Origin of the sequence: Kutzneria sp. NPDC051319 (assembly GCF_040682195.1) — a bacterium.
Lineage (GTDB): Bacteria > Actinomycetota > Actinomycetes > Mycobacteriales > Pseudonocardiaceae > Kutzneria.
Map to the genome: position 1 here is coordinate 16,222 of NZ_JBFBAM010000041.1, position 25,548 is coordinate 41,769.

The following is a 25,548-nucleotide window of genomic DNA, read 5'->3' on the forward strand; positions in this document are numbered from 1 at the left end:
CGTCGTCAGGAGTGGACCAGTGATGCGAAGCATCCGGCTGTGCGCCGCCGTGGTCGCGGCGCTGCTCGTCGCCGCGTGCGGCTCGTCGGGAACCACCGGTTCCGGCGCGCTCACCTGGTGGCACAACGGAACGTCAGACCCGCTCAAGAGCCTGTGGCAATCGGTCGCCGACGGCTACCACGCGGCACATCCGGACGTCACCGTCACCGTCGACCCGATCCAGAACGAGCAGTTCCAGACCAAGGTGCCGCTGGCCCTGCAGTCCGACTCGCCGCCCGGGGCCTACCAGCAGTGGGGCGGCGGCCAGCTGACCAGCCAGATCAAGTCCGGCAAGGTGCTGGACCTGACCTCGGCGGTGTCGGGCTGGATCGGCAAGCTCGGCAAGGCGGCCGAGGGCTGGCAGTCGGGTGGCAAGCAGTACGGCGTGCCCTACGACCGCCACGTGGTCGGCTTCTGGTACCGCAAGGACCTGTTCGCCAAGGCCGACATCACCACGCCGCCCGCCACCATGGCGGACTTCGACGCGGCCATCGACAAGCTGCGCGCCGCCGGCGTCACGCCGGTCGCGATCGGCAGCAAGGACCGCTGGCCGGACGCCTTCTACTGGGACTACTTCGCGGTCCGCGAGTGCTCGACGAACGTGGTCAAGCAGTCGATCGAGGCGCAGAAGCTGGACGACCCGTGCTGGCGCAAGGCCGGCGACGACCTCACCGCGCTACTGGCCAAGAAGCCGTTCCAGGAGGGCTTCCTCGGCACCCCGGCGCAGCAGGGCGCCGGCAGCTCGGCCGGCATGGTGGCCAACGGGCAGGCCGCGATGGAGCTGCAGGGCGACTGGGAGCCCGGCACCATGGCCGCGCTGACCGAGGACAAGGACTTCGCCAGCAAGCTCGGCTGGTTCCCGTTCCCGTCGGTCGACGGCGGCGCCGGCGACCCGGACGTCACGCTCGGCGGTGGGGACGGCTTCTCCTGCACCACCGCGGCCCCGCCGGCCTGCCCGGACTTCCTGAAGTACATCAGCAGCACCGAGGTGCAGAGCAAGCTGGCCGCCGCCGGCATCGGCCTGCCGGTCAACCCGGACGCCGCGAGTGCCCTGAAGGATGCGACGCTGCGACAGGTGTTCGACTTCAGCCAGAAGGCGACCTACATCCAGACCTACTTCGACGTCGCCCTGCCCACCGCCGTCGGTCAGGCGCTCGACGACGCCATCGCCAACTTCGTGGCGGGCAAGGGCACCTCGGCGAGCGTCGCGCAATCGGTCGGCCAGGCGGCGACGGGGGACCGGTGACCCGCAGGCTCGAACTGGCGCTGCTGCTCGGCCCGGCACTGGTGCTGTTCGTCGGCTTCGTGCTGGCGCCGATCGGCGTCGCCGCGTACTACAGCCTCTACGACTGGCAGGGTTTCGGCTCGCTGACCGACTTCGTCGGGCTCGGCAACTACTGGGACGTGTTGGGCGGCGCGGTGTTCCAGAGCGCCGTCCAGCACAACCTGGTGATCGTCGTGTTGTCGCTGGTCGTTCAGCTGCCGATCAGCGTGGGCATCGCGTTGCTGCTCAACCGAAAGCTCCGTGGCCGCTCCGCGCTGCGGTTGGTGGTGTTCGCGCCGTACGTGCTGTCCGAGGCCACCACCGCCGTGATCTGGCTGCTCATCCTGCAACCCGGCGGCTTCGTGGACCAGGCGCTGTCGTCCTTCGGCCTGCACGGCCTGATCCGCCAGTGGCTGGCCGACCCGAAGGTGGTGCTGCTGACCCTGTTCGTGGTGATCACGTGGAAGTACATCGGCTTCGGCATCATCCTGCTGCTGGCCGGCCTCCAGGGCATCCCCACCGAGCTCCGCGAGGCCGCCGCCCTCGACGGCGCCTCGGCCTGGCAGGCCACCCGGCGGGTCGTGCTTCCCCTGCTGGGCCCCACCATCCGCATCTGGATCTTCCTCAGCGTGATCGGCTCGCTCCAGGTCTTCGACGTCGTCTGGATCATGACGCTGGGCGGTCCGGCCAACGCCTCCACCACCATGGCCACCTACCTCATCGACCACGGCTTCAAACGCTACGAGTTCGGCTACGGCAGCGCGGTGGCGGTGGTGCTGTTCATCATCTGCTTCGCGTTCGCCTTGCTGTACCAGCGATTCGCGCTACGCAGGGACACGGAAGGCGCACTGAGGTGAGTACCACCGCCCCGGACATCATCAGGCGGCGCAACTCGCTGCGACCACTGGGCTATCTCGCCGCCCTGCTCGTCGTCGGCGTCACCGTCGTCCCCCTGCTGTTCGTCGTGATCGGCGGCTTCCGGACCACGGCCCAGGTCAACGCCGCCCCGGTCGGCTGGCCCAGCCCCTGGGTGGTCGACAACTACCTCGCCATCCTCGGCGCGTCGACGTTCTGGCGGTTTCTGTGGAACAGCGCCGTGATCGCGGTGATCGCCACGGCGCTGGCGGTCGGCTGCGGCGCGATGGCGGGATTTGCCTTGTCGCGCTACAGGTTCCGCGGCCGCGAGGCGTTGTACGGGCTGTTCACCGTGGGTCTGCTGTTCCCGCTGGCCGTGGCATCGTTGCCGCTCTACCTCCAGCTCAGGCAGATCGGCTTGTTGGAGAACCCGTTGGGGGTGGCGATTCCCGAGGCGGCGTTCTCGTTGCCGGTCACCATCCTCATCCTGCGGCCGTTCATGCTGGAGATACCGCAGGAGGTGGAGGACGCGGCCACTCTGGACGGAGCGTCGCGGCTCGGGTTCTTCTGGCGGATCCTGCTGCCGCTGTCGATGCCGGCGCTGAGCACCGTCACGGTGCTGGCCTTCGTGACCAGCTGGAACGCCTACCTGCTGCCGCTGCTGGTGTTCAACGACCAGTCGCACTTCACGCTGCCGCTGGGCGTGGCGACGTTCCAGTCGCAGTACTCCCAGGACACGGCCCGGATCCTGGCCTTCACCACGCTGTCCATGGTGCCGGCGCTGGGGGTGTTCGTGCTGGCCGAGCGGCGGATCGTCGGCGGGCTGAGCGGCTCGGTCAAGGGCTGAGCATCGGCCGAAAGTCAGAGCCCGGAATCCGTCCCCGGACAGAGGCGGCCCCACGTCCCGGCACGCGATGATACGGGCATGACGATGAGCCGCCTGATTCCGATGGTCACTCTGGTCGCGGTGGGCGGTGCCCTGCTGGCCGGATGCGGCACCAAGAGCTACACCTACGAGGTCAAGCTCCAGGTCACCGGCGAGGGCTCGGGCGAGGTCACGGTCGAATACCCGACCCAGCCCGGCACCACCGACAACAAGAGCCCCAAGAGCACGCCCAAGAAGAGCACCACCACCGAGACCCTGCCCTTCCACGAGACGCTGCTGGCCGCCGGCCTCGGCCACGTGTCCGTGTCGGTCAAGACCACCGACGGCAAGCCGGTCACGTGCGCCGTGACGCTGGAGAAGGACAGCCCGATTACCAAGGAGGGCAAGGGCACGGTGCAGTGCGACGCGGACATCACCGAGAGCACCGACAACTGACCGAGCCAGTTTTCGGTCGAATCCGGACACGTGTCCCCACGGAATTGGGACCGCGTGGCGGATTCGCCTAGCGTGAACGGCATGTCACAAGTGGAGATCGTGCTGGTGCACGGGGCCTGGCACGGTTCGTGGTGCTGGGAACCGCTGCGCGTCGAACTGGCCGCCCTCGGCCGACGGTCGCACGCCGTCGACCTGCCCAGCGCGTCCGGGCCCGCCTTCGGCGTGGACGCCGACGCCAAGGTCGTCCGTGAGGCGGTGGACTCGGTCAGCGGCTCGGTGCTGCTGCTGGGCCACTCCTACGGCGGGATTCCGGTGTCGCAGGCGGCGGCCGGCGCCCAGAACATCGCGCGCCTGGTCTACCTCGCCGCGTTCCAGCTCGACGAGGGCTCGAGCCTGCTGTCCTCGGTCGGTGCGGAACTGCCGGCCGACCAGGAGTCCGTGCCGCTCGGGGACGACACGATCGACCGGTTCTACGCGGACGTGCCGGCGGACCTGGCGCGGGACGCCGTGTCCCGGCTGCGCCCGCACAGCGCGCAGTCCTGGCGGGACAAGCAGTCCACCGCCGGCTGGCGCGACATCCCGTCCACGTACGTGCTGTGTGAGCAGGACAAGGCGATCAGGGCGGAGTTCCAGGCTGAGCTGGCGCGGAGGGCGGACGAGGTCCGGCGGCTCGACGCCAGCCACTCGCCGTTCCTGTCCATGCCCGCCGAGCTGGCCGCGATGCTGGACGAGATCGCGTCGGCGGCCGACGACGCTTCGTGAGGGATATCCCTGATCCGGGCCCGAGCCGTGGCTCGCGGGCCTAGCGTGATTGTCCTGTGTCGGCGGGTAGACCTGATGGGGGACACGCATGTCCGGAGCGGAGATCGTGCTGGTGCACGGCTCCTGGCACGGTTCGTGGTGCTGGGCGCTGCTGAGTGACGAGCTGGGCGCGCTGGGCCGGGTGACGCACGCGGTCGACCTGCCCAGCATGGACGGCCCGGGTTACGGCGTCGAGGCGGACACCAAGGTCGTGCGGGAGAAGGTGGACTCGATCGGCGCGCCGGTGGTGCTCCTCGGCCATTCCTACGGCGGCGTCGTGATCTCACAGGCTTCCGCCGGCGACCGGCTCGTCTACCTCGCCGCGTTCATGCTGGACGAGGGTCAGTCCCCGCTGTCCACGGTCGGCCAGGAACTGCCGCCCGGGTTGGACATGCTGCCGCCGCCCGCCGACCCGATCGACATGTCCTACGCGGACGTGCCGGCTGACCTGGCGCGGGACGCGGTGTCCCGGCTGCGGTCGCAGAGCGCGCAGGCGGCCCGGGACCGGCAGATCGGGGCCGGCTGGCGGGACATTCCGTCCACCTACGTCCTGTGCGAGCAGGACAGGGCGGTGCCGCCGGCATTGCAGGAGCAGATGTCCCAGCGGGCCAACGAGATCTGGCGGCTCGACGCCGGCCACTCGCCGTTCCTGTCCATGCCGAGGGAACTGGCCGTGCTGCTGGACGAGATCGCGTCAGCGGTCGACGACGCCTGACTGCCAGGCCCACATCGCGATCTCCACGCGGTTGCGGGCGGTCAGCTTGGCCTGCACGTTGCCGAGGTGGGTCTTCACCGTGCCGACCGAGATGAACAGCCGCTCGGCGATCTCGGTGTTGGTGAGTCCCTTGGCCACCAGGCGAACCACGTCCAGCTCGCGGGCGGACAGGTCGGCCGTGGGCGACAGGGTCGACGGGGAACTGAGCTGCCGCAACAGTTTCACGGTGATCGCCGGGCTGACCAGCGCCTCGCCGGCGGCGGCCGCTCGGACGGCCTCGACCAGCAGCGCGGAGCCGGAGTCCTTGAGCAGGAAGCCGTATGCCCCGCCGCGCAGGGCCTGGTAGACGTACTCGTCGTCGTCGAAGGTGGTCACCACGACCACCCGCGGCGCGGATATCCGTCCGGGCTTGGTCAGCTGCCGCAACGCCTGGAGACCGTCCATCTTGGGCATTCGGATGTCCATCAGCACCACGTCCGGCGCCAGCCGGTCGGCCAGCTCCACCGCCTGCAGGCCGTCGACGGCCTCGCCGACCACCTCGATGTCGTCCTCGGCGGCCAGGATCATGGCGAGGCCGGCCCGGATCATCGCCTGGTCGTCGGCGATCAGAACCTTGATCGGCACCTCAGTTCCCTCCCACGGGCAGGCTCGCCTCGACCACCCAGCCGCCGTCGGCGCCCGGTCCGGCCTTGATGCTGCCACCCACCGCCGACACGCGTTCGCCCAGCCCCCGCAACCCGAATCCGCCGCGGCCGGCGTGCTTGGCCCGGCCGTCGTCGGACACCAGCACCCGCACCCATTGCCCGGACCGGGAAATCCGCACCGTGGTCTCGTGTGCGCCGTCGGAATGCTTGCGCACGTTGGTCAACGCCTCCATCACGACTCTGTGCACAGTGGACTGGAGCTCGGCCGGCAGTCCCTCGAACTCGCCGTCCAGCTCCAGGGTCGCGGGCGGCCCGAACTCGTCCACCAGCCGTGAGACGTCGGCGACCGTCGCGGGTGGACTGAATTCGGCGCCGGCATCGGCCTCGCGCAGCAGCCCGACCATGCGCCGCATGGTGGCCATGGCCTCGGTGCCGGCCTGCTCGATCCGTTCCAGCGCGGGCAGCACCAGTTCCGGCTTCTTCTCGGCCATCGCCCGTGCGCCCTGGGCCAGCAGCACGATGCCGGTGACGTGATGACCAACGTAATCATGCAGGTCACGGGCGAATTCGGCGCGTTGGGCCAGCCTGATCGTGTCAGCCTGCCGCTCCCGGCTGATCCCCACCAACCGCGCCGCCAGCCCGACGCCGATCGACACCACCAGCAACAGGGCCAGCGCCAGCGCGGCGACGGCGGCGATGCCGCTGCTGTTCACCAGGATCGGCTGCGTCACGACCGCGGCCGAGATGATCGGCAGCGTGATGGCCGCCAGCACGGGCTTGCCGCGCCAGGCGATCAACGCGATCAGCCAGCACAACGCGACCGTGGCGGCGAACGTGAACGGGGCCCGCCGACCGGTCAGGGCGGCCGTCAGCAGCGTGCCGGCCATCGTGGACATGGCCGGCAGCAGGCTGACGAGCGGCAACGCGATCCGCCCCAACCCGGGGCCGGCCAGCGCGATCATGCAGGCCAGCAGGCCCGATCCGAGCTGGAACACGCCGAGCGGATCGTCGCGGATCGTGCCGGCCTCGTAGTCCACGGCGCCCAGCGTGAGCAGCAGCGCGGCGCCGGCCAGCCAGCACAGTGCCCACAGATAGCGCATGTGGGCAGCGTAGTCACTCCGGCCGGGGCCGCAGGTCGGCCGAAAGTCATAGCCGGACCGGTCCTTGGGCAGAGGCGTCGTCCGGGTGCCAGCGGCGAGGCTGTGGGCATGGCAGCAGCGATCACCGCGACGGACCTGGTCAAGGTCTACGGACGCGGAGTGGCGCAGGTGCGCGCGTTGGACGGGGTGAGCGTCGCGTTCGGACGGGCCCGGCTGACGGCGATCGTCGGCCCCTCCGGCTCCGGCAAGTCCACCCTGATGCAGTGCCTGGCCGGCCTCGACACGCCCACTTCGGGGCGAGTGCTGCTCGGCGACGTCGACGTCACGGCGCTGTCCGACCGCCGCCTGACCCGGTTGCGGCTGGACCGCGTCGGCTTCGTGTTCCAGTCGTTCAACCTGCTGCCGCAACTGACCGCGCGGGAGAACATTTTGCTGCCGGCCGCCCTGGCCGGCCGGTCGGTGGACAAGGCACGGTTCCGCGACCTGGTGGACATGCTCGGCATCGGGGACCGGCTGCGGCACCTGCCGTCCGAGCTGTCCGGCGGCCAGCAGCAGCGCGTCGCCATCGCGCGGGCCATGCTCGGCCGGCCCGAGGTGATCTTCGCCGACGAGCCGACCGGCAACCTGGACTCGGCCTCCAGCGACCAGGTTCTGGAGCTGCTGCGCACGGCGGTGCGGGACCTCGGGCAGACCACCGTCATGGTGACGCACGACCAGACCGCTGCGTCCTTCGCCGATCAGGTGATCACGATGGCCGATGGGCGGGTGGCCGCGTGAACTTCGTCGCCACTCACCTTCGGGGCGTGCTGCGCAAGCCGGCCCGGCTGGCCCTGACGGGCATCGCCATCACCGTCGCCGCCTTCTTCGCCACGGCGGCCATGCTGACGCACGACATTGCCAAGGCCACGGCACTGTCCACATTGACCACCATTCCGTCCGGTGTGGACCAGGTGCTGTACTCCGACGGCAGCGAGCCCTTGTCGCAGCTGGACAAGGTTCGGCACGCGCCCGGCGTCGTCGACGCGACCGGCCGCATGGTGGCGTCGTTGAACGTCAACGGCAAGCACTACCAGCTCACCGCCGATCCCGGCTCCGGCCCGCTGAGCCGGATCCATGTGATCGAGGGCGCCTATCCCCATGGCCCCAACGAGATCGCCGCTTCGGCGACGTCCGGACTGGCCATCGGGTCGGTGCTGAAGTCGTTGAAGGTGACGGCGATCGTCGACGCTCCCTCGGGCGACGGGGCGGCCGTCTACATGGCGGACACTGCGTTGTTGGCTGTGGCCCCGGCGCAGCTGAGCCGGATCGACATTGTCGGGTCCTCCTCGCTGCCTGGCGTCCAAAACGCCGACGAGGCACGGGACGAGGCCTTGGCGGCGGCCGACAGCAAGATCGAATCGCTGCTGGCGGTGCTGACGGCCTTCGTGATCGTCGCCGTCATCGCCGCGCTGCTGGTCGCCACCTCGACGTTCCGAATCGTGTTCGCGCAACGGATCCGGCAGACCGCGCTGTTGCGGGCGGTCGGTGCGCCGCGCCGGAAGCTGGTGCGGGCCTTCCTGGCCGAGGGCGCCCTAGTCGGTCTGGTCGCCGGTGTCATCGGCGCCGGGACGGCCATCGGCGTCGGTTACCTGGTGGCATTTCTGCTCGGCGTCAGCGGCCCGGGGCCGGCGTTGCCGTTCACTCCACTCGTGGTTGTCGTGTCGATTCTGGTCACGATGCTCGCCGCCCTCGCGCCGGCTCGCTCGGCCAGCCGGGTTTCGCCGTTGGAGGCGCTGCGGGTCACCGACGCCGACCGCGACTCGTCCACGGCGAGTTGGCTGCGCGTGGCCATCGGGGTCGTGCTGCTGGCCGCGGCGGGATTGGTGACGTACAAGGCATTCGGTGATGGCATCGTCGCCACCTCGCGGCCCGGCGGCGCGGTCCTGCACTTCCTGCTGCTGACCATCGCCAGCGGCACGCTGACGTTCTGCGCCCTGCTGGCCCTCGGGCCCGTGTTGTTGCGACCCGTGCTGCGTGGGATTGGTGCGGTGGTTGCCCCGCTCGGGCCGACGGTTCGCCTTGCCGTGCAAGGGGTTGGCGGTGCTCCTCGCCGTGCCGCCGCAGTGTCCGCCGTCGTCGCGCTGGGCACCGGTTTGCTGACCGGCGTGCTCGTCGGTGGCGAGAGCGTGCGTGCCTTCAACGACGCCGAGGTCGCCGCCGCGTTCCCGGCCGACGTCGAGGTGACCGCGGCCAAGGAAGATCAGCCCATCCCCGACGCAGTGCTGGCCAAGCTCGACGGCCTGAAGTTCCGGATCGCCCGTGAGGCCCTGATCGTCAACGGCGCGCCTGCCAGCCTGAATGTGTCCGATGTGGACATTGCCAAGCTGCCGCTGGTCGGCGACATCCGGACCACCGGTGGCTCGCTCGACGACCTCGGCCCCGGCCGCGCCGCGGTCTCCACCGGCTACGCCGAGATCCTTCACGTCAAGCTCGGTGACACCCTGTCGTTCGGCGAGCTGCACATCAAGGTCGCGGCGATCGTCGTCGGGGAGAGCATCGCCGGCGTCGGCGTGGCCATCAACCATGCCGACCTCAGCCACCTCGGCGTTCCCGAGCGGCCGACCAACGCCTTGCTCACCACCGATTCCCCGCCCAGCTTCGGCGACGCCGCCCAGGTCACCGTGCTCTCCCAGTACCGCGACGAACGCCGTGACCTCGTTGCCTCGTTGGAGATCCTGGCCCTGGCCGTGCTCGCGCTGACCCTCTTGATCGCCGTTGTCGGCGTCGGCACCACCGCCGCCCTCTCCGTGGTCGAGCGCCGTCGCGAATCCGGCATGCTCCGGGCCATCGGCCTCACCCGCCTGGCCCTCGGCGGCATCACCGTCTCCGAGGCCGCCCTGCACGGAGTCGTCGGTGTCCTTTTCGGACTGATCATCGGCATTCCCCACGCCTGGCTGGCTGTGCTGTCCCTCGGCCTCGGCGCCCCGCTCACCGTGCCCGTGCCCCTGCTCCTGGGCACCTCCGCCGGCCTCATCGTGCTGACCATGATCGCCGGCCTCCTCCCCGCGCGCCGCGCCGCCCGCGAAACCCCCGTAACCGCCATGCGCGTCGACTGACCCCGGGCGTCAGTTCTGCGCGATCGGCCAGGCCGCCGCCGGGTCGCAGTGCTCCGGGCAGGCCACGATGTAGACCTCGTTGCCCAGGAACAGGCCGTACTGATCGTCGTGGAAGGTGTACGGCTGGGACGGCCGTTCGGGCCGCTTGTCGAAGCCGAAGTCCTCCGGCACCTGGCAGACCTGGGCCAGCGCCGCTCCGCACCGGCAGATGTAGTGCTCCGGATCCTGCGCCCAGGCCGGGACTCCGCCGAGCTTGAACCCCGGACGCCCACGCCCGTGCTCGTCGATCCGCTCCTCCGCCCTCGTGAGAATCAGCCGATGCGGCTGGAGGTAGGCATCCGCCTCCGCCGCCCGGGTGTTTCCCTTGTGCAGCAGGATTTGCCAGAACCGCATGTCGTTGTCCGGCGGCGCATCCCAGAACCCCTCGGGAAGCCGCCGGCTCGACGGCGGGAAGCAGGCGTCGTTGTGCTTGGGGCACTGGAACACCAGCAGGTGGTCACCGCCGAACACCGCGATGTCCGCGGGCACGTCCACCTGGAAGAACAGCACCATCCGCTCGCCGCAGTCACACACCGGCCACGCCCGCCCCGCATCCAGGACCGGCCACCCGCCCACAGTGTTCCGCTCGCCCTCGCCCGCCTGCTCGGAGCCGACCTCGACCAGGTAGATGGTGTCCGCGCCACTCACCGGGCCAGGCTAGCGGGTCCCCGCCGCGTTCAATCGCGGAACGGTCAAGATCAACAAGGCGTGAGCAGCCCCCGTTTTCCATTGTACCCGGTGAAACTGGCAGATCCGGGCTACGCGATCACGGTCGGCCTCGGTGGGCCGGGCTTCCCATGTTGATCTGGTTGGGTTGATTCGGGGGCTGCTCGATCCGGCTCTGTCTGCTCCGGCCGGGCGGGGCTGGATGGCGGGTTCGGGTCGGTGGTCGGTTCTTTTCCCGGGGCGGGCTGTGTCCCGGCTGGTTAAGCGGGCAGGCCGGGGGTTTCAGAGCGATGGCCTGTTCCCCTCCCGGGCGGGCCGCGTCCCGGCCCGTCAAGCGGGCAGACCGAGTCCTGGATCCCGGTGGCCTAGTTCTGACCCAGCGACCAGGGGCCAGCGACCGAGGGCCTAACGACCGGAGTCCGGCGACCAGGGGCCAGCGACCGGGGGCCCGACGACCGTAGCCCGGCGACCAGGGCCGGCGACCGTGGTTCAGAGGTCGGGGAGGGGGTCCGGGGGGAGGAGGTCGCGGGCGCCGCGTTCGAGGTCGGCGGCGTTGACGACGGCGATGTACTCCTCGTCCAGCTCGAAGCTGAGGCCGCCGAGGGTGAAGCGGGCGCCGACGTGGTCCTCGACGGGGCCGAGGCGGGTCTGGCGGGGGAACTCGGCCTCCAGGGTCCTGGGCACGGTGCGGCTCCAGTGGCCGGTGGACAGGACCTTGACGGCCTTGTTGCTGACCACGATGAGGACACAGGGACGGGCGCTCATGAGCAGGACCGCGGGGAAGATGTAGCGGATCTCGTCGTCGGGGTCGAGGAACGTGCGGGCGGCGGCACGGGCCTTCTCGGAGACGGGCATGCCGGCAGCGTAAAGGCGTGCCAGGGTGGCTGGTGTGGAAACGACACCGAAGTTCCGACAGGTGGTACTGGACACGACGGACGCGCGGGGGCTGGCGGAGTTCTACCGGCAGCTGCTCGGGCTGGAGTATCGGAAGGGGGACGAGCGGCCGGCGGAGGGGGAGCCGGACCCGCTGGGCCAGGACTGGCTGGTGCTGCGCAACCCGGGCGGTTCACAGCTGGCGTTTCAGCACGTGGACGAGCTGCCGGAGGCCGCGTGGCCGGCGCCGGACCGGCCGCAGCAGCTGCACCTGGACCTGACGGTGCCGGACGTGGAGGCCCTGGACGCGGCGCACGACAAGGCGCTGGGCCTCGGGGCGCGGATGCTGCTCGACCGGTCGGCGGACCCGCAGGAGCCGCTGCGTGTGTACGCGGATCCGTCGGGTCATCCGTTCTGTGTCTTCGTGTCGCCGAACTAGCCGTCAGCCCTTCTGACCGCCGGAGCCGCCGGAGCCACGGGACTGGGTGGCACGGTTGAAGGTGCGGGCGACGGCGTTGGCGCCGACAGCCAGGCTGTTGGCGTCGATCTTGCCCTGCCCGGAGACGTAGATGCCGTTGTTCATGATCATGGTCGTGCGCTCGACCAGCTCGCTGGTGTCGACGCCGTGATCCTCCAGGAACCGGGTGAGGGCGTCCATCACGCGCCGCTCGGCCAGCTTGCCGTACATCTCCCGGTCCAACTGCTGGAAATAGCGGTGATAGCGGGTGTCGGCGGCCTGCTCGCGCAGGCTCTGCCGGGCACCGTAGTTGAACGACCGGTCCTCGGTGATCTCCCGCGCCTCCCGCCGCAGCTTGCTGGCCCGGCCGAGCGCGGCCAGCGGCACGGCCACGGTACGGAAGAAGCCACCGAACAGGCCCGGCACCGTCTTGGCCAGGCTGGCGGAGGCGACCCGGCTGATCTGCCGCCACGTGGGACGAGCACGTAACCGGTCCACCGCCAGGTATTCGTGCCGCATGGGCGGCAGCAGGCAGTAGTTGGCCTCCACGAACAGCATGTCCTTCTGCGGCAGCAGGGCGAAGCGCAGGAACTGGGTCACCACCAGCTGCCCGCTCCAGCCGCCGATACGCACCACCAGATACGGCCGGGCCCGGCTCTTGGGGTCGTCCTGGAGGCGATCGAACATGTCATCGTCCACACGGGACACTGGAGCCGCCAACTCGTTGGGCAGCACGGCCTTCTCCACCTCGGGTTCGAAGCCGTGCAACAGATCCAGCCCGTTGACGAACAGCCGGTCCTCGACCGCGACGCCGGGCAGGCCGAGGTTTCCCACGTCAGCGGCGACGAAGTCGTGCAACTCCTGCACCGTGAACGGCGTGACCTCCCGATCCTCGGCAGCCTTGGCCACATTGAGCGAGAACGACCACTGCTCGGCGGTGCGCCCGTAGCCGACGAACGGGGCGTAGTTGGCGAACACCGTGACATTGCCCCGATCCCGCGCCCCGATCTCGGCCAGCCGTTGCCGGTCACGCTGGTTGTCGGGCTGGGGTGCCTTGGCCGGATCGAAGGCGGCGTGTGTGAGCTGGATCGCGACCACGCTGTAGTGGGCGACCATCGACTCCACGAACACCGTTCCCCACGCGCAGATCCCCAGCGGTATGAGCCACGCGAACGCTTGCGGCGGCGACCCCAGGAACAGGATGATGAAGATGAACAGGATCAGGCCGAGCAGGCCGTCACGTAACAGTTGTCGTTGCCGCGCGGCCAATCCGTACTTGAGCACGGTGACGAGATCGACGCCCGGCGACGAGGCGACGGCCCGGTGCTCCTCGTGCAGGATGCCGCGCAGCGCCGAGTCGTTGAGCCCGGGATCGAGCTGCACCGCCGCGCACAGGTAGCGAGTGGCGTCCCGCGCGAAACCGACGGAGTCGGCGGCCCCGGTCGAAGAAGCCGGGTCGAGCACCCGCTTGGCGCCGCAGCGTTCGCAGTAGGCGTGCTCGCCCGGATCGTCCCAGCCGCACTGCTGGCACGTCATCTTGTCACCTCTTCCCGGTCGGCCGCGACATCCGTTCGTTCAACGGCGGCGGCGGTTCCGGGACCGGTGGGGGTTCCGGCACGGGGTCGGGGATCGGCGCCGGCTCCGGTTCCTCGCGCACGCTCCAGAGCACGATGCCGCCCAGGACCGCGGCGATCAGGCCGAAGACCCCGACCGTGAGTCGGGTCAGCGAGGCGGACGGGGGGAAGAACAGCTCGAGGACCGCCACCACGACGACCAGAGCGGCCCACCACACGCGGGCAGGTGCCAGGAACACGAATGCACGATAACCATCGAAAACGGATGTGGCGGCGAGGTTCAACCGATTGGGCGCAGGTGGTCCGGGCCGCCGTTAACACGGAAATCCGCCCGGTTCTCCCGGAAACCAGGGACAACACCGTGACCGTCGGCCGGCCGGACGTGGGGTTCAGCCGCTTCTTGTTTCGCGGGCGCGCGGCGGTCACGTGTTCGGCCGGCGACCGCCGCCGACCGCCATCGAGCGTGTTTCCCTCAGGTGAGCCGATCTCAAGGAGGAAAGACGAGGTTTCGGCGGATAGCCGCCGCCTTGGTCGTGGCCTGCGTGGCCGGCCGCAGGCGTCGAACGTGAACCGGTGAGGGCAGTTGTCTCCACCGGCACACGGGCCCGTGGCGTCCGCGTCGACGCACCGGTGATGACGGCCTACCGGGCAGCCGCCGGACAGGCCGTCATCCACAGTGGACTACGCGAGCGCCGGCTCCTTGATCTCGCCCAGCACCGAGCACAGGCGGTGCACGCCGGCGCGGAGCTCGTCCGGTGGCGTGGCGCCGTAGCCGAGGACCAGGCGCGGCGGCACGCCGTCGGGGTTGGCGTAGAACTGGGACAGGGCATAGGCCCGGACCCGGCTGCGGCGTCCGGCGGCGACGATCTCGTCGGCCGAGACGCCCGGGGGCAGGCCGAGGATGAGGTGCGTGCCGCGGGCGGAGGACTGGATGGGCAGGGAGTCGCCGAGGCACGAGCGCAGCTCCTGCGCGCAGACCTCGCGGCGTTCCCCGTAGGCGTCGGAAACCCGCCGCAGGTGGCGCATGAAGTGGCTGGTGGACATGAGATCGGCCAACGCCGCCTGTTCAAGCATGGGCAGCAGCCCGACGGCGGCCCGCTGCGCGGTGGTGACGACGTCGGCGAGCTCCTCGGGCACGACGGCGTAGGCGATGCGCAGGCCGGGGAACAGCACCTGGCCGAACTCGCCGATGTGGATGACCCGGCCGTTGTCGAACTGGCACGGCGTCGGCGCGGACGGCTCGGTCCAGCTGCCGGGATCGTCGTGGTCCTCGATCACCCAGCCGTCGACCCGCTCCGTCCAGGCCAGCAGTTCGGCCATCCGCTGCCGGGACATGGCGTGCCCCAGCGGGAACTGGCTGTGCGGGGTGACCAGGGCCATCCGGGCCCCGGGGAAGCGGGTCACGCCGGCGTCGACCACGAGCCCGTTCTCGTCGACGGGCGTGGGGCAGGCCGGAAAGCCGGCGGCCATGAAGGCCGCCCGGATCGACGGCCGGCACGGCTCCTCGACCAGCACGGGGGTTCCCGCGGCCAGCAACAACTTGGCCAGCAGGCCGGCGGTGGCGCAGGCGCTGGACGTGACGATCACCTGATCCGGCGCGCACCGGATCCGGTGCCGCAGGCCCAGGTACGCGGCGATCTCCTGCCGCAGCGGCCAGAACCCGGCCGGCGACTGCTGGGCCATCAGGGAATCCACCCGCCCGGCCCTGGCCGCCAGCAGCCGGCCCCACACCTTCGTCGGGAACAGGTCGACCGCCGGCACGTCCAGCGTGAACGGGCGGGTCGGGTCTCGGCGGGCCTCGGACAGGTCCCGGAACTCGTGCTCGGCCCGCAACACGGCGCGACCGGCGGCGGAAAGCCGTTGGACCAGCGGCTTTCGCCGCTCGACCCGCAACCGGGTGTGCTCGGCGTCCTCGCCGCGGGCGGCGACGCGGGTGCCGGAGCCGACCCGGCCCTCGGCGTAGCCGTCGGCCAGCAGGTGCTCGTAGGCGACGAGCACGGTGTTGCGGGACACGCCCAACCGCTCGGCCATGGCCCGCGAGGCCGGTAGTCGGCTGCCCACCGGCAGCTGTCCGGTCTCTATGTCCTTGCGCAGCCAGTCGTAGAGCTGGCGGTAGAGCGGTGTCTCGGAATCCTTGTTCAGAATTGCCTGCGATGGTAAGCCGGACATCTCTTCTCCCCCACGAGAAATGGTGTCACGCGATGTGGATGCGGCCCGTCGGATCGACGTCCCCCTGAATGCCGAGCCGGAGCCAACCGTCCTCGGCCGGCCGCCACGGAATGATCAGTTTCGACTTGCTCTTGACCATCAGCTCCCCGTTCTCGCCCACCTTCAACCAGATATGGCTCAGCGGTTCCCCGACGCCGGGCCCGGGTGCCCCTTGCGCCGCAAGGGTGAGCGGGTAGACGCCGTCCACGGCGAATCCCCGGTGCACGGGGACGCCGCGCGCGGCGAGCTCGGCGGTCGGCGCCAGCGGGTCGAAGCACACCAGGTACGGCGCGGTCGGCGCGCCGAACAGCACTTGGCACAGATCCTCGCCGTCCAGCTCGGGACGCCGCGTCAGCACCGCCTCCAGCGCCTCGGCCACCGGCGCGGTCAGCTGGGCGGCGGTCGCCTCGGCATTGGCCAGGTTCACGGTGGCGGACGAGTTCAGGCGCACGGTTCCCCGGTGCTGCAACGTCAGGTAGACGAAGACCTGCTCGGTGAGCGTGTGCAGCGGTGTCAGGCAGAGGTAGCGCCGCCAAACGCCGGTCGGGGCGCGCAGCCGGACGGCGCGCAGCACCTCGTCGATCGCCCCGCAGGGCAGGGCGAGCTCCCCCTCGGCGTTCGGGCAGACCACCAGCTTGCGGGCGTCGTCGGAATCCCCGGCCAGCTCGGGCGCGTCCCCGGCCGGCCGCCCGGCGCAGTCGACCGTCCTGATCGGACGGTCGAGGCCCAGCCGGTTCACCGTGACCATTCCGTCGGGGTCGCACAGCACGACGTCGACGCCGGCCGCCGTGTGCCGCATTTCTGCCTCGTCAGAGCCCGGCGACAGGGCCGTGGTGACGGCGCCGGCGATGGTCGTGGCGAGATCGGCGACGATGTGCTCGGGGCTGTTCGCGGCGACGATCAGGACCCGCAGCTGGTGGTGGGAAACGATTGCCGTCAGGTCGGCGGCCAGCCCGGCGGCGGCCGCCAGCAGGTCGGCGTAGCTCAGCGTGCGGGCGACCACGCCGGCCGCGGTGAGCACCTCGACGGCGGGCCGGTGGCTGTGCCAGCCCCGGCGCAGCACGTCCTCCAGCCACTGCATCAGCGCGCCCCGCTCGAAGGCTCGGTGAGCAGAGATAATCGCCCGCCGCCGTTCGGTCTTCGGGCGCGTGACGACCGGCGCTCACGGAATGTGTTCACGGTTTTCCTCATCCCCAGAAAAAGGTACCGCGAATAGCGGAAACGTGTTACGGCGATGCTAAGCAGCGTATCTGTGAGGTGTCAAGGACACGGGCATAACGTGCGAACTGCGTCATGTCAGTTCCCGATGGGGTGTGACCATTTGTCGATGTCCGCCGAAAGATGGCAGGGGCGATAGGTCAGTGCGCGGTGACGCGGGCGGCCAGCAGGCGCAATGCGGTCACGATTTCGTCGACCGAATGGCCCCGGGTGTGCCGCTGGAACCAGTAGACCTCCGGCGCCAGGCCGGCCAGCACGGTGTCGCACAGGACGTCCGCGTCGCGGACCTCGGCCGCGGTGAGCAGCAGCCGGACGTGCGAACGCCAGAACGCGTAGGCCCCCGTGGTGTACCGGGCGTGCCCGGTCTCCGCGCCCAGCGCCAAATGCAGGTGGGCCTCCAGCAGATGCACCATCGCCGTCAGGAACGCCGCCAGCCGATCGGCCGGGTGCGCCCCGGGGCCCAGCGGCGGCGCGCCCAGGATGATCTTCGCCTGCAGCGCCCGCTCGTGCTCGTCCAGCAGCGCGACCGCGATCGACCGGGTGTCCGGGTAGCGGCGGTAGAGCGTGGCCCGGCCGATGCCGGCGGCCTTGGCGATCTCGTCCATGGTGACGCTGTCGGTGCCGGCTTCCGCGAACAGCCGCTCGGCCGCGGCCAGCACCTTCGCGCGGTTGCGGGCCGCGTCCGCCCGCTCGACCGGACGGGCCGGCAACCCGCTGGAACCCACGATCGGCAGGTCGAACGGCTGACCGTCGTGAGTCCTGCTCGGCATGTCGCCACCTTAACCCAGTCGCCGGTAACTGGACATCGTGTCCGCTTCTAGTCTATCGTCCGAACCGTAACCGGTCACAGTGTCCACTTAGCGGTGAGGTAGGGGATGGACGCCATCTTCGTGATCTCGGCACTGCTCATCGGCGGCCTGCTAGCCATCCAGGCCTCGGTGAACGTGCAGCTCAACAAGGCGGTCGGCACGCCGTACGGCGCGTCGACGCTGCAACTGGGGGTCGCCGCCGGCGTCCTCGTGCTGGCCACCGCGGCGGTCGGCGGCTTCGGCGGGCTGGCCCAGATCTCGCACGCCCAGCCGTGGCAACTGCTCGGCGGCCTGGCCAGCCCGCTCTACATCACCAGCGGCATCCTGCTGTTCCCGAGACTGGGGGCACTGGCCGCCGGCGGCCTGTTCGTGACCGGCCAGATGATCTCGTCGCTGAGCATCGACCTGCTGGGGCTGTTCGACATCCCGCGCAAGCCGGTCAGCCTCGGCATCGCGCTGGGCGTGCTCGCCCTGCTGGCCGGCATCGTCGTGATCATCCGCGGCCAGGGCAAGGCGGCCAGGCCGGCGGCGCCCGTGCCGGCCAAGTCGGTCGGCGCGGCCGGGGCGCCGGCCGCCACCCGCACCGGCGCCGGCCAGATCCCGTGGATCCTGCTCGGCATCGTCGGCGGCGGCGTGCTGCCCATCCAGGCCGGCATCAACGCCTCGCTGCGCGAGGTCGTCGGCAACCCGGTGACCGTCGACATGATCAGCTTCCTGGTGGCCGTGCTGGCCATCTTCATCGTGCTGGTCGTGCTGCGCTCGCTCAACAAGACGCCCGCGCCGAAGTTCGCGCCGCTGCGGGAGATGCCGTGGTGGGGCTGGCTCGGCGGCATCTGCGCGTCGATCTACGTGTTGGTCACGTTCCTGGCCATTCCCGCCATCGGCGCCGCCGGCACCGTCGCGCTGACCGTCACCGGGCAGCAGATCGCCTCGGCCACCGTGGATAGCCGCGGGCTGTTCCGGATGGCCCAGCGCAAGCTCACCGCGCCCCGCATCACGGGCCTCGGCCTGCTGGTCGTCGGCTCGGTGCTGATCCAGTTCACCTGATCTCCAGTGGGGGAGACCACCCATGCGTGAGGCCTATGTCGCGGCCAAGGACGTGCACGTCCTGCCGTCGCAGTTACCCATTCCCGGCGCCGGCCTGCTCCCGGTCAACTGCTACCTGGTCAGGGGCAGCGAACCGGTGCTCGTCGACACCGGGATGCCCATCGACGCCGTCGACTTCGCCGAGACCCTGTGGTCGGTGGTGGACCCCGCCGACCTGAAGTGGCTGGTGCTCACCCACGACGACCGGGATCACTCCGGCAACATCGTGCAGATCATGGCGGAGGCGCCCAACGCCGTACTCGTCACCAGCCAGCTGTCGGTCGTGCGCCTGTCCGAGGAGTGGGACCTGCCGCGCGACCGCATGCTGCTGGTGAACCCCGGCAGCTCGTTCACGGCCGGCGACCGCGAGTTCAGCATCCTGCGCCCGCCCGCCTTCGACTCGCCGGCCACCCTGGCCGCCTTCGACCACGGCTCGCGCACGCTGTTCAGCGCCGACAGCTTCGGCTCCGTGCTGCCGACCGTCGCCAATGACGTCGACGACGTCAAGGAGTCGGACTTCTTCGAGGGTTTCTCCCTGTTCAACCGGTCCAACCACCCGTGGGTCGCGCTCACCGACCCGGCCAAGTTCGAGGTGGTGCTGCACCAGATCCGGGCCCTGGGGCCGGACCGCATCCTCAGTTCGCACGGGCCGGCGGTGGAGGGCCGGGTGGACCGGCTGCTCGACGCCATGGCCGAGATCCCGACCCTGCCCATGGTGCTGCCCCCGGACCAGCTCGACCCCGAGGCCGTGCTGGGCCGGCTCGAGTTCAACGACCAGCCGCCCGTCGTCGCCGCCGGCGACTGAGCCGCCCGTGTCTTCACGTTCTTCGCTGAGGAGTGACCCATGGACCTGACGCCGCCCAAGGGTGTCGTGATCGTCTTCTCCGACATCTGGTGCTCGTTCGCGCACATCACGATCCACCGCCTGCACGAGTCCAGGAAGCGGCTCGGGCTGGAGGAGCAGATCCGGTTCGACCACCGGGCCTTCCCGCTGGAGCTGCTGAACAACGCGCCGAGCCCGCGCACCGGCACGGACAGCGAGGTCGGGCGGATGGCCAGCGTCGAGCCGGGGGCGGGCTGGCAGCTGTGGCAGGACAAGGACTGGCTGTACCCGTCCTCGACGCTGCCCGCGCTGGAGGCGATCCAGGCGGCCAAGGAACAGAGCCTCGACGCCTCGGAGCGGCTGGATCTGGGGCTGCGCAAGGCTTTCTGGGCGCAGTCGCGGTGCATCACCAACCAGCGGGTGATCCTGGACGTCGCGGCCGAGGTCGGCATCGACGCCGCGCACATCGAGGCGTCGCTGAACGACGGCCGGGCCCGGTCGGAGCTGTCGGCGCAGGCGGCGGTGTCGGCGACCGAGGTCGTCAACTGCAGCCCGCACCTGTTCCTGCCGGACGGCAGCGACCATGCCAATCCCGGCATCAAGGTCGGCTGGGAGGGCGACTACGGCGTGGGCTGGCCGGTGATCGGCGGGGACGACCCGTCGGTGGTCGACGAGCTGCTCAAGCGCTCGCTGTGAGGTCGTAACCAGCGCGTTCGGACCTGGTCCGTTCGGCACAAGGGGCGCCACCGTGACCGGTGGCGCCCCTTTTCGCGTGCTCGGGGGATCGGCGAATTGGCCCCCATAAATCGTCGTGAATTGGCCCCGAAAGGGCCTGAATCCTGGGCATCGTTACCGTCCTGTTATCAAGACTGCGTGGTGTTCGGTCTAGGCTTTCGTTGTCTCCGGTGAACGCGATCGGAGTTCCATTTCACGAACTGTTGTCAGTTCGTTTCTCTCGGTGTTCGTCCGAATTATTTTGGGATACCCGATCGAGGGGGAGTAATGGCGGACAATGCGCTCACCGTTGTTGTCGACGAGGAATTCGCCGCCGCGTCCGGCCGGCTCGTCGACCTGACCCAGCACGAGATCCAGGCGCTCAAGACCCGGTTCAACCTGGCCGACGCGCACACCCACCAGCACCAGTCCGGCAGCCAGGAGGACATCGTCGCCCGGCTGCCCAAGCTGTGGTACGAGTCCGAGGACAACCAGCAGTCCTTCATGGAGCAGAAGTTCATCGACGCCTTCTTCCGGCTGCACAAGCAGCCGACGGCGGCCCGCCTCGGCAAGACGATGCTGTCCTACGCGGCCAGCGTGTCCACCATGGTGGCGGCGATGTTCCTGCGCCGGCGGGGCATGTCGGTGTCGCTGATCGAGCCGTGCTTCGACAACCTGGTGGACCTGCTCAAGAACATGGACGTGCCGCTGGCCGCGGTCGACGAGTCGGTGTTCGCCGAGCTGGACGGCATCTACGACGGCCTGCGCCGCACGGTCACCACCGACGCGCTGTTCATCGTGGACCCGAACAACCCCACCGGTTTCAGCCTGCTCAAGGACGGCAGCTCCGGCTTCGAGCAGGTGGTCCGCTACTGCGTCGACCACAACAAGACGCTGCTGATCGACCAGTGCTTCGCCTCCTTCGCGCTGGCCGACAAGAACGTGGACCGCTTCGACGTGTACCGGCTGCTGGAGGAGTCCGGCGTCACGTACCTGATCATCGAGGACACCGGCAAGACCTGGCCCATCCAGGACGCCAAGTGCGCCATGCTGACCACCAGCGACGACATCTACCCCGACGTCTACAACCTGCACACCAGTGTGCTGCTCAACGTGTCCCCGTTCGTGCTGAACTTCGTCAGCCACTACATCGAGGACTCCATCGACGACTCGCTGGCCTCGGTCGGCGACGTGATCGCCCGCAACCGCGAGGTGGTCCGCACGGGCCTGGCCGGCACGGTGCTGGAGTACATCGAGCCGGTGGTCAACGTCAGCGTCGCCTGGTTCCACATCACCGACCCGAACCTGACCGCCACGCGGCTCCAGCAGATCCTGCAGGAGGCCGAGGTGTACGTGCTGCCCGGCACCTACTTCTACTGGAACCGGCCCGAGCGCGGCGAGCGCTACGTGCGGCTGGCCCTGGCCCGCGACCCCGGCCTGTTCGCACAGGCGATCCGGGTCATGAGCGAGACGCTGCGTGCCCATGCGTGAAGTCATCGATGCCGCCACGTTCATGGGCATGCACTGTGCCGACGAGCGGATCCGGTTGGCGTGCAAGGCGTTCTTTGTTGAACGGCTCGACGGCTCGGTGCTGATGAGCCAGGAGCAGGTCGGCCGCTGCGACGCGCTGGTGTGGACCTACGGCCGCGCCGACCAGGACGCCTACTACCCGTTCATGGACAACCTGCACACGGTGGTCCGCATCGAGCGGCCGGCCTACACCGAGGAAGACGTGCGGACGGCGCTGGACGAGCCGGCGCTGAAGGAACTGCCGATGCACGAGCGCCTGCTGATGGGCATGGTGATCGCCACCGGCTCGGTGCTGCGGACCCCGAACCCGCGGCTGGCGGCCCGCGCCGACCTGCCGGTGCGGCCGCTACCGGCGGCCGTGAACACCGCGTTTCCCGGGCCGCTGGAACGGATGTATGCCGAGTCGCTCGCGCTGAGCGTGCCGACCGAATTCCTCGAGGAGCGTTGATGTACCAGGGAACCATCGTCCCGTTGATCACGCCGCTCGACGGCGGCGCGGTGGCGGAGAAGGGCGTGCAGCGGCTGATCGAGTCGGTGCGCGGCGAGGTCACCGGCCTGATGCCCACGCTCAGCTCGGGTGAGGGCTGGGCCCTGTCCGAGCAGCAGTGGCTGGACATGGTGTCGTACACCATTCGACACGCCAACGGGTTGCCGGTGCTGTCCGGCATCCAGCTGCCCGACACCAAGTCCGTGATCGAGCGGTCGCTGGTGGCCGAGGACCTCGGCGTGTCGGCGGTGGTCGTCACGACGCCGTTCGGGGCGGACGTCAGCCAGGACGCGATCCTGGCGCACTACCGGGAGCTGCGGGCCGCGGTGCAGGTGCCGATCTTCCTCTACAACGAGCAGGCCTTGTCCGGCAACCACATCGCCGTCGAGACGCTGTTGCGGATCTGCCAGCTGCCGGGCATCGCCGGTATCAAGGAGTCCAGCGGCGACGCGGCGCTGACCAGCCGGATCGCCGCCGAGCTGACCATCCCGGTGTTCGAGGGCTGGGAGAACCTGCTGTCCGAGGTGACCGGCGTCGCCGGCCTCATCGGGCCGCTGGCCAACCTGGAACCCGGGCTGTGCAACGCGATGCTGGCCGAGCCGTCGGCCGACCGGCAGGCGGCGATCAACGCGGCGTGCGAGAAGTTCGGCGTGTTCAAGGACGACTGGTACCGCTGGGTGAAGCAGGAGCTGCGGAGCCGGGGCGTGATCGACAGCGACGAGGTGGTCGCGACATGATGCGCCGGCTCTACCAGCTCAACCGGTCGGTGCCGACCGCGCAGGAGTACGCCGAGATCCTGGACATCGAGGAGAAGTGGCTGGGGCAGCGCATCTGCGAGCTCACCGCCTCGGCGCCGCACTTCGCCAGCCGCACCGCGCTGTTCACCGCGATGTCGGAGCGATTACGGGACGAGGAAGCGGCCGGATCCGAGGCCGATGCGTACATCGCGGAGCACGCGACCCTGGAGCAGTTCAAGGTGATCGTGGGCGAGTTCGCGGTAGACGGACTCGTGGAGTCGTTGTCCCACTTGCCGATCGTGCCGCGGCTGCCCCACCGCGCCGGCATGTCCGTGTTCCGGGTGCTGATCGACGAGCTCGGCTGCGGCAACGTCGAGCAGGCGCACTCCCAGCTGTACCGGGATCTGCTGACCGAGCTGGACATGAGCACCGAACTGGAGTCCTATCTGGACGACGGGAACGAGGAGAGCTACGCCTACGTCAACCTGTTCCACTGGTTGGCCCGGCGGGCCCCGGCCCCGGAGACGTTCCTCGGCGCCTACGCGTACTTCGAGTCCAGCGTGCTGTTCGCCTTCAAGTGCTACGCGGTCGCGGCCAAGCGGCTCGGCATCAGCCACGACAAGTACTACACCGAGCACCTGTACATCGACGACTTCCACAGCAAGCAGATGCGCACCGCGCTGATGGAGCTCGACGCCGAGCGGGGGCTCGACCTGGCCAAGGTGTGGGCCGGGGTGGAGCTGACCAGCGAGGTCGCCGCCGCCGCGACCGTGGCCGCCGTGGCCAAGGCCCGAGAGGTGGCCCCGTGATCGGCCGACGGACCGGGTCGGACGTCCTCAGACCCCTCGGTGAGCACGAGGTCCTGGTGACCGCGGGCGGCCGGCACATCGTGGTGCCGGCCGCCTGCCCCCACCGCGGCGGACGGCTGCGCTACGGCTACGTGGACGAGAAGCGGCTGCGCATCACCTGCCCGCTGCACTTCGCGACCTTCGACCTGTGCACGGGGGAACGGGTGGCGGGTCCGGACTGCGCCGCCCTGCCGGTGAGGGAGGCCGAATGAGCGACACCGAGAAGGCCGGCAGGCTGGAAGCCCATGGCATTGACGTGATCCCGGAGGGGGAGCGCGTCTCGCGGCCGTCGGACTTCCTGTGGATCTGGCACTCCGCGCAGTTCTCCTTCGGCACGGTCGTGCTCGGCGCGCTGCCGGTGGTGTTCGGGCTGGGCTGGTGGGCCAGCGTCACGGCGATCACCGCCGGCCTGGTGCTGGGCGTGGCCCTGGTGGCGCCGGTGGTGTTGTTCGGGCTGCGGACCGGCACCAACGACGCCATCGCCAGCGGGGCGCACTTCGGGGTCAGGGGCCGGGTCGTTACCAACGTGATCACCATCGGCGTGGGGCTGGGGTTCTTCGCCATCACGGTGTGGACCGGCGGCACCGCGGTGATGGTGGCCGGCCACCGGATGTTCGGCACCCCAACGGGTTCGGCGGCGCTGGCGGCCACGATGCCGGTCGTGGCGGTGGCGGTGATCCTGGTCGCGGTGTACGGCCACGCCACGCTGATCGCGATGTACAAGATCACGGCGGTGGTGGGCGGCCTGGTCGTGCTGGGCATGGTTGCGGTGCTGGCGCCGCAGTTCTCCGCCGACTACGCCGGCGGCGACTACGCGCTGGGCGGCTTCTGGGCGACCTGGCTGCTGTCGGCGCTGGTGGCGACCTCGGTTCCGTTGTCCTACGCCACTTTCCAGGGCGACTACAGCCGCTACTTCCCGGCGAACACCAAGGCGTCCAAGCTGATGGTGTGGAACGGCGGGTCGCTGCTGCTCAGCTGCCTGCTGGCGTTGCTGGCCGGCGCCTACGTCACCACCGTGTTCCAGGACAAGACCCAGCCGTGGGTGCAGTCGCTGACCGACTCGGTGCCGGTCTGGTTCGCCGTGGTGGTGATCCTGTTCGGCTTCGTCGGCTCGTTCCCGCAAGGCTCGCTGTGCGTGTACGCCGCCGGCCTGTCGGCCAACTCGATCTTCTGGCGCAAGTCGCGGGCGTTCGCCACGATCCTGGTGTCGGTGCTCGGCTTTGTGTTGCTGTACGTGGGAACCATGGTATTCGACACCGTCGACTCGATGGCCGCCTTCGTCACCATGCTGCTGGTCGCGGTGTCGCCGTGGGCGGCAGTGATGATCATCGGCTACCGGCACCACCAGGGTTCCTACCATGCCGCCGATCTCGGCACCTTTGCCACCGGCGGCGGCGGAAGGTACTGGTACCGCAACGGATACAACCCCAGGGCGATCGCCGCGATGGCGCTGGGCGTGGTGGTCGGCGTGCTCTCGGTCGGCAACGCCGTCTACACGGGACCGATCGCGGAGCTGCTGGGCGGGCTGGACCTGAGCTGCCTCACGTCGTTCGCGGCCACGGCCGTGGCCTACGCCCTGCTACTGCGGGCCTACCCGGAGAAAACGGCCGCACAGCGGGAAAATCCGGTTCTGGCTGGGGTGTGA

Annotated in this window: 27 protein-coding genes; 18 read left to right on the forward strand and 9 right to left on the reverse strand. The window is 69.8% G+C overall.

Annotation, left to right across the window (positions count from 1 at the left end; genetic code table 11):
- Positions 1-22: 22 nt before the first annotated feature.
- The 6 genes from AB0M73_RS31500 (at position 23) to AB0M73_RS31525 (ending at position 4,995) form a co-directional block, all read left to right on the forward strand.
- Entirely contained in the window at positions 23-1,285 is a 1,263-nt protein-coding gene (locus AB0M73_RS31500) for an extracellular solute-binding protein (RefSeq protein WP_363898361.1), read from the forward strand.
- Positions 1,286-1,530: 245 nt separating this feature from the next.
- On the forward strand, positions 1,531-2,160 hold the full coding sequence (locus AB0M73_RS31505) for a sugar ABC transporter permease (protein WP_363898365.1): 630 nt from the start codon (positions 1,531-1,533) through the stop codon (positions 2,158-2,160).
- Positions 2,157-3,005: a carbohydrate ABC transporter permease gene (locus AB0M73_RS31510; RefSeq protein WP_363898155.1), complete on the forward strand. Its 849-nt coding sequence runs from the start codon at positions 2,157-2,159 to the stop codon at positions 3,003-3,005. Before AB0M73_RS31505 ends, AB0M73_RS31510 begins: the two co-directional genes overlap by 4 nt.
- A 78-nt stretch (positions 3,006-3,083) precedes the next feature.
- On the forward strand, positions 3,084-3,479 hold the full coding sequence (locus tag AB0M73_RS31515) for a hypothetical protein (RefSeq protein WP_363898158.1): 396 nt from the start codon (positions 3,084-3,086) through the stop codon (positions 3,477-3,479).
- 81 nt (positions 3,480-3,560) lie between these two features.
- A complete protein-coding gene (locus tag AB0M73_RS31520; protein WP_363898161.1) occupies positions 3,561-4,241 on the forward strand; it encodes an alpha/beta hydrolase in 681 nt (226 codons plus the stop codon).
- 88 nt (positions 4,242-4,329) lie between these two features.
- Positions 4,330-4,995 (forward strand): alpha/beta hydrolase, encoded by a 666-nt coding sequence (locus AB0M73_RS31525; RefSeq protein ID WP_363898165.1) that lies wholly within the window; start codon positions 4,330-4,332, stop codon positions 4,993-4,995.
- On the opposite strand, the gene AB0M73_RS31530 is transcribed toward AB0M73_RS31525, so the two are convergent.
- Together AB0M73_RS31530 and AB0M73_RS31535 are read right to left on the reverse strand one after the other, a co-directional pair.
- Positions 4,975-5,619, reverse strand: coding sequence for a response regulator transcription factor (locus AB0M73_RS31530; RefSeq protein ID WP_363898167.1), 645 nt, complete (start codon positions 5,617-5,619; stop codon positions 4,975-4,977). The genes AB0M73_RS31525 and AB0M73_RS31530 overlap by 21 nt on opposite strands.
- A 1-nt stretch (position 5,620) precedes the next feature.
- A complete protein-coding gene (locus AB0M73_RS31535) occupies positions 5,621-6,739 on the reverse strand; it encodes a histidine kinase (RefSeq protein ID WP_363898169.1) in 1,119 nt (372 codons plus the stop codon).
- A 108-nt stretch (positions 6,740-6,847) separates the two neighbouring features.
- Here AB0M73_RS31535 and AB0M73_RS31540 point away from each other — a divergent pair, with 108 nt between their 5' ends.
- On the forward strand, positions 6,848-7,516 hold the full coding sequence (locus tag AB0M73_RS31540; RefSeq protein ID WP_363898172.1) for an ABC transporter ATP-binding protein: 669 nt from the start codon (positions 6,848-6,850) through the stop codon (positions 7,514-7,516).
- On the forward strand, positions 7,513-9,834 hold the full coding sequence (locus tag AB0M73_RS31545) for an ABC transporter permease (RefSeq protein ID WP_363898175.1): 2,322 nt from the start codon (positions 7,513-7,515) through the stop codon (positions 9,832-9,834). Before AB0M73_RS31540 ends, AB0M73_RS31545 begins: the two co-directional genes overlap by 4 nt.
- Before the next feature lie 9 nt (positions 9,835-9,843).
- Here the strand turns inward: AB0M73_RS31545 and AB0M73_RS31550 are convergent, their stop codons facing one another.
- Positions 9,844-10,521 (reverse strand): hypothetical protein, encoded by a 678-nt coding sequence (locus tag AB0M73_RS31550; protein WP_363898178.1) that lies wholly within the window; start codon positions 10,519-10,521, stop codon positions 9,844-9,846.
- Between the two features lie 507 nt (positions 10,522-11,028).
- On the reverse strand, positions 11,029-11,394 hold the full coding sequence (locus tag AB0M73_RS31555; RefSeq protein WP_363898181.1) for a hypothetical protein: 366 nt from the start codon (positions 11,392-11,394) through the stop codon (positions 11,029-11,031).
- 34 nt (positions 11,395-11,428) lie between these two features.
- On the opposite strand from AB0M73_RS31555, the gene AB0M73_RS31560 reads away from it, so the two are divergent.
- A complete protein-coding gene (locus tag AB0M73_RS31560) occupies positions 11,429-11,851 on the forward strand; it encodes a VOC family protein (RefSeq protein WP_363898184.1) in 423 nt (140 codons plus the stop codon).
- A gap of 3 nt (positions 11,852-11,854) precedes the next feature.
- On the opposite strand, the gene AB0M73_RS31565 is transcribed toward AB0M73_RS31560, so the two are convergent.
- The 5 genes from AB0M73_RS31565 to AB0M73_RS31585 all read right to left on the reverse strand — a co-directional run bounded on the left by AB0M73_RS31565 (position 11,855) and on the right by AB0M73_RS31585 (position 17,639).
- Positions 11,855-13,405 (reverse strand): hypothetical protein, encoded by a 1,551-nt coding sequence (locus AB0M73_RS31565; RefSeq protein WP_363898186.1) that lies wholly within the window; start codon positions 13,403-13,405, stop codon positions 11,855-11,857.
- Positions 13,406-13,409: 4 nt separating this feature from the next.
- Positions 13,410-13,682, reverse strand: a complete 273-nt coding sequence (locus AB0M73_RS31570) for a hypothetical protein (protein ID WP_363898189.1) — start codon at positions 13,680-13,682, stop codon at positions 13,410-13,412.
- Between the two features lie 442 nt (positions 13,683-14,124).
- On the reverse strand, positions 14,125-15,612 hold the full coding sequence (locus AB0M73_RS31575; RefSeq protein WP_363898192.1) for a PLP-dependent aminotransferase family protein: 1,488 nt from the start codon (positions 15,610-15,612) through the stop codon (positions 14,125-14,127).
- A 25-nt stretch (positions 15,613-15,637) separates the two neighbouring features.
- Positions 15,638-16,732, reverse strand: a complete 1,095-nt coding sequence (locus AB0M73_RS31580) for an AMP-binding protein (RefSeq protein ID WP_363898195.1) — start codon at positions 16,730-16,732, stop codon at positions 15,638-15,640.
- Positions 16,733-17,009: 277 nt separating this feature from the next.
- Positions 17,010-17,639: a helix-turn-helix domain-containing protein gene (locus tag AB0M73_RS31585; protein ID WP_363898198.1), complete on the reverse strand. Its 630-nt coding sequence runs from the start codon at positions 17,637-17,639 to the stop codon at positions 17,010-17,012.
- Between the two features lie 105 nt (positions 17,640-17,744).
- On the opposite strand from AB0M73_RS31585, the gene AB0M73_RS31590 reads away from it, so the two are divergent.
- The 9 genes from AB0M73_RS31590 (at position 17,745) to AB0M73_RS31630 (ending at position 25,548) form a co-directional block, all read left to right on the forward strand.
- The gene (locus AB0M73_RS31590) at positions 17,745-18,725 is read left to right on the forward strand and encodes a DMT family transporter (protein WP_363898201.1); all 981 of its coding nucleotides are present in this window, start codon (positions 17,745-17,747) and stop codon (positions 18,723-18,725) included.
- 22 nt (positions 18,726-18,747) lie between these two features.
- A complete protein-coding gene (locus AB0M73_RS31595; RefSeq protein WP_043723978.1) occupies positions 18,748-19,569 on the forward strand; it encodes an MBL fold metallo-hydrolase in 822 nt (273 codons plus the stop codon).
- A gap of 39 nt (positions 19,570-19,608) precedes the next feature.
- On the forward strand, positions 19,609-20,283 hold the full coding sequence (locus AB0M73_RS31600; protein WP_043723980.1) for a DsbA family protein: 675 nt from the start codon (positions 19,609-19,611) through the stop codon (positions 20,281-20,283).
- 306 nt (positions 20,284-20,589) lie between these two features.
- The gene (locus AB0M73_RS31605; RefSeq protein ID WP_363898205.1) at positions 20,590-21,792 is read left to right on the forward strand and encodes an aminotransferase class I/II-fold pyridoxal phosphate-dependent enzyme; all 1,203 of its coding nucleotides are present in this window, start codon (positions 20,590-20,592) and stop codon (positions 21,790-21,792) included.
- Positions 21,785-22,279, forward strand: coding sequence for a DUF6190 family protein (locus AB0M73_RS31610; RefSeq protein WP_363898208.1), 495 nt, complete (start codon positions 21,785-21,787; stop codon positions 22,277-22,279). The genes AB0M73_RS31605 and AB0M73_RS31610 overlap by 8 nt, the downstream gene beginning before the upstream one ends.
- Positions 22,279-23,055, forward strand: coding sequence for a dihydrodipicolinate synthase family protein (locus AB0M73_RS31615; RefSeq protein ID WP_363898211.1), 777 nt, complete (start codon positions 22,279-22,281; stop codon positions 23,053-23,055). The genes AB0M73_RS31610 and AB0M73_RS31615 overlap by 1 nt, the downstream gene beginning before the upstream one ends.
- Positions 23,052-23,864 (forward strand): iron-containing redox enzyme family protein, encoded by an 813-nt coding sequence (locus AB0M73_RS31620; protein ID WP_363898213.1) that lies wholly within the window; start codon positions 23,052-23,054, stop codon positions 23,862-23,864. Before AB0M73_RS31615 ends, AB0M73_RS31620 begins: the two co-directional genes overlap by 4 nt.
- Positions 23,861-24,115, forward strand: coding sequence for a Rieske 2Fe-2S domain-containing protein (locus AB0M73_RS31625; protein ID WP_232241190.1), 255 nt, complete (start codon positions 23,861-23,863; stop codon positions 24,113-24,115). The genes AB0M73_RS31620 and AB0M73_RS31625 overlap by 4 nt, the downstream gene beginning before the upstream one ends.
- Positions 24,112-25,548 (forward strand): cytosine permease, encoded by a 1,437-nt coding sequence (locus tag AB0M73_RS31630; RefSeq protein WP_363898217.1) that lies wholly within the window; start codon positions 24,112-24,114, stop codon positions 25,546-25,548. Before AB0M73_RS31625 ends, AB0M73_RS31630 begins: the two co-directional genes overlap by 4 nt.

Bases quoted from the DNA above. Each gene is read 5' to 3' on its own strand.
- AB0M73_RS31500 (WP_363898361.1), top strand. From the start codon at position 23: ATGCGAAGCATCCGGCTGTGCGCCGCCGTGGTCGCGGCGCTGCTCGTC.
- AB0M73_RS31515 (WP_363898158.1), top strand. From the start codon at position 3,084: ATGACGATGAGCCGCCTGATTCCGATGGTCACTCTGGTCGCGGTGGGC.
- AB0M73_RS31520 (WP_363898161.1), top strand. From the start codon at position 3,561: ATGTCACAAGTGGAGATCGTGCTGGTGCACGGGGCCTGGCACGGTTCG.
- AB0M73_RS31525 (WP_363898165.1), top strand. From the start codon at position 4,330: ATGTCCGGAGCGGAGATCGTGCTGGTGCACGGCTCCTGGCACGGTTCG.
- AB0M73_RS31535 (WP_363898169.1), bottom strand. From the start codon at position 6,739: ATGCGCTATCTGTGGGCACTGTGCTGGCTGGCCGGCGCCGCGCTGCTG.
- AB0M73_RS31540 (WP_363898172.1), top strand. From the start codon at position 6,848: ATGGCAGCAGCGATCACCGCGACGGACCTGGTCAAGGTCTACGGACGC.
- AB0M73_RS31555 (WP_363898181.1), bottom strand. From the start codon at position 11,394: ATGCCCGTCTCCGAGAAGGCCCGTGCCGCCGCCCGCACGTTCCTCGAC.
- AB0M73_RS31565 (WP_363898186.1), bottom strand. From the start codon at position 13,405: ATGACGTGCCAGCAGTGCGGCTGGGACGATCCGGGCGAGCACGCCTAC.
- AB0M73_RS31575 (WP_363898192.1), bottom strand. From the start codon at position 15,612: ATGTCCGGCTTACCATCGCAGGCAATTCTGAACAAGGATTCCGAGACA.
- AB0M73_RS31580 (WP_363898195.1), bottom strand. From the start codon at position 16,732: ATGCAGTGGCTGGAGGACGTGCTGCGCCGGGGCTGGCACAGCCACCGG.
- AB0M73_RS31585 (WP_363898198.1), bottom strand. From the start codon at position 17,639: ATGCCGAGCAGGACTCACGACGGTCAGCCGTTCGACCTGCCGATCGTG.
- AB0M73_RS31590 (WP_363898201.1), top strand. From the start codon at position 17,745: ATGGACGCCATCTTCGTGATCTCGGCACTGCTCATCGGCGGCCTGCTA.
- AB0M73_RS31595 (WP_043723978.1), top strand. From the start codon at position 18,748: ATGCGTGAGGCCTATGTCGCGGCCAAGGACGTGCACGTCCTGCCGTCG.
- AB0M73_RS31600 (WP_043723980.1), top strand. From the start codon at position 19,609: ATGGACCTGACGCCGCCCAAGGGTGTCGTGATCGTCTTCTCCGACATC.
- AB0M73_RS31605 (WP_363898205.1), top strand. From the start codon at position 20,590: ATGGCGGACAATGCGCTCACCGTTGTTGTCGACGAGGAATTCGCCGCC.
- AB0M73_RS31610 (WP_363898208.1), top strand. From the start codon at position 21,785: ATGCGTGAAGTCATCGATGCCGCCACGTTCATGGGCATGCACTGTGCC.
- AB0M73_RS31615 (WP_363898211.1), top strand. From the start codon at position 22,279: ATGTACCAGGGAACCATCGTCCCGTTGATCACGCCGCTCGACGGCGGC.
- AB0M73_RS31620 (WP_363898213.1), top strand. From the start codon at position 23,052: ATGATGCGCCGGCTCTACCAGCTCAACCGGTCGGTGCCGACCGCGCAG.
- AB0M73_RS31630 (WP_363898217.1), top strand. From the start codon at position 24,112: ATGAGCGACACCGAGAAGGCCGGCAGGCTGGAAGCCCATGGCATTGAC.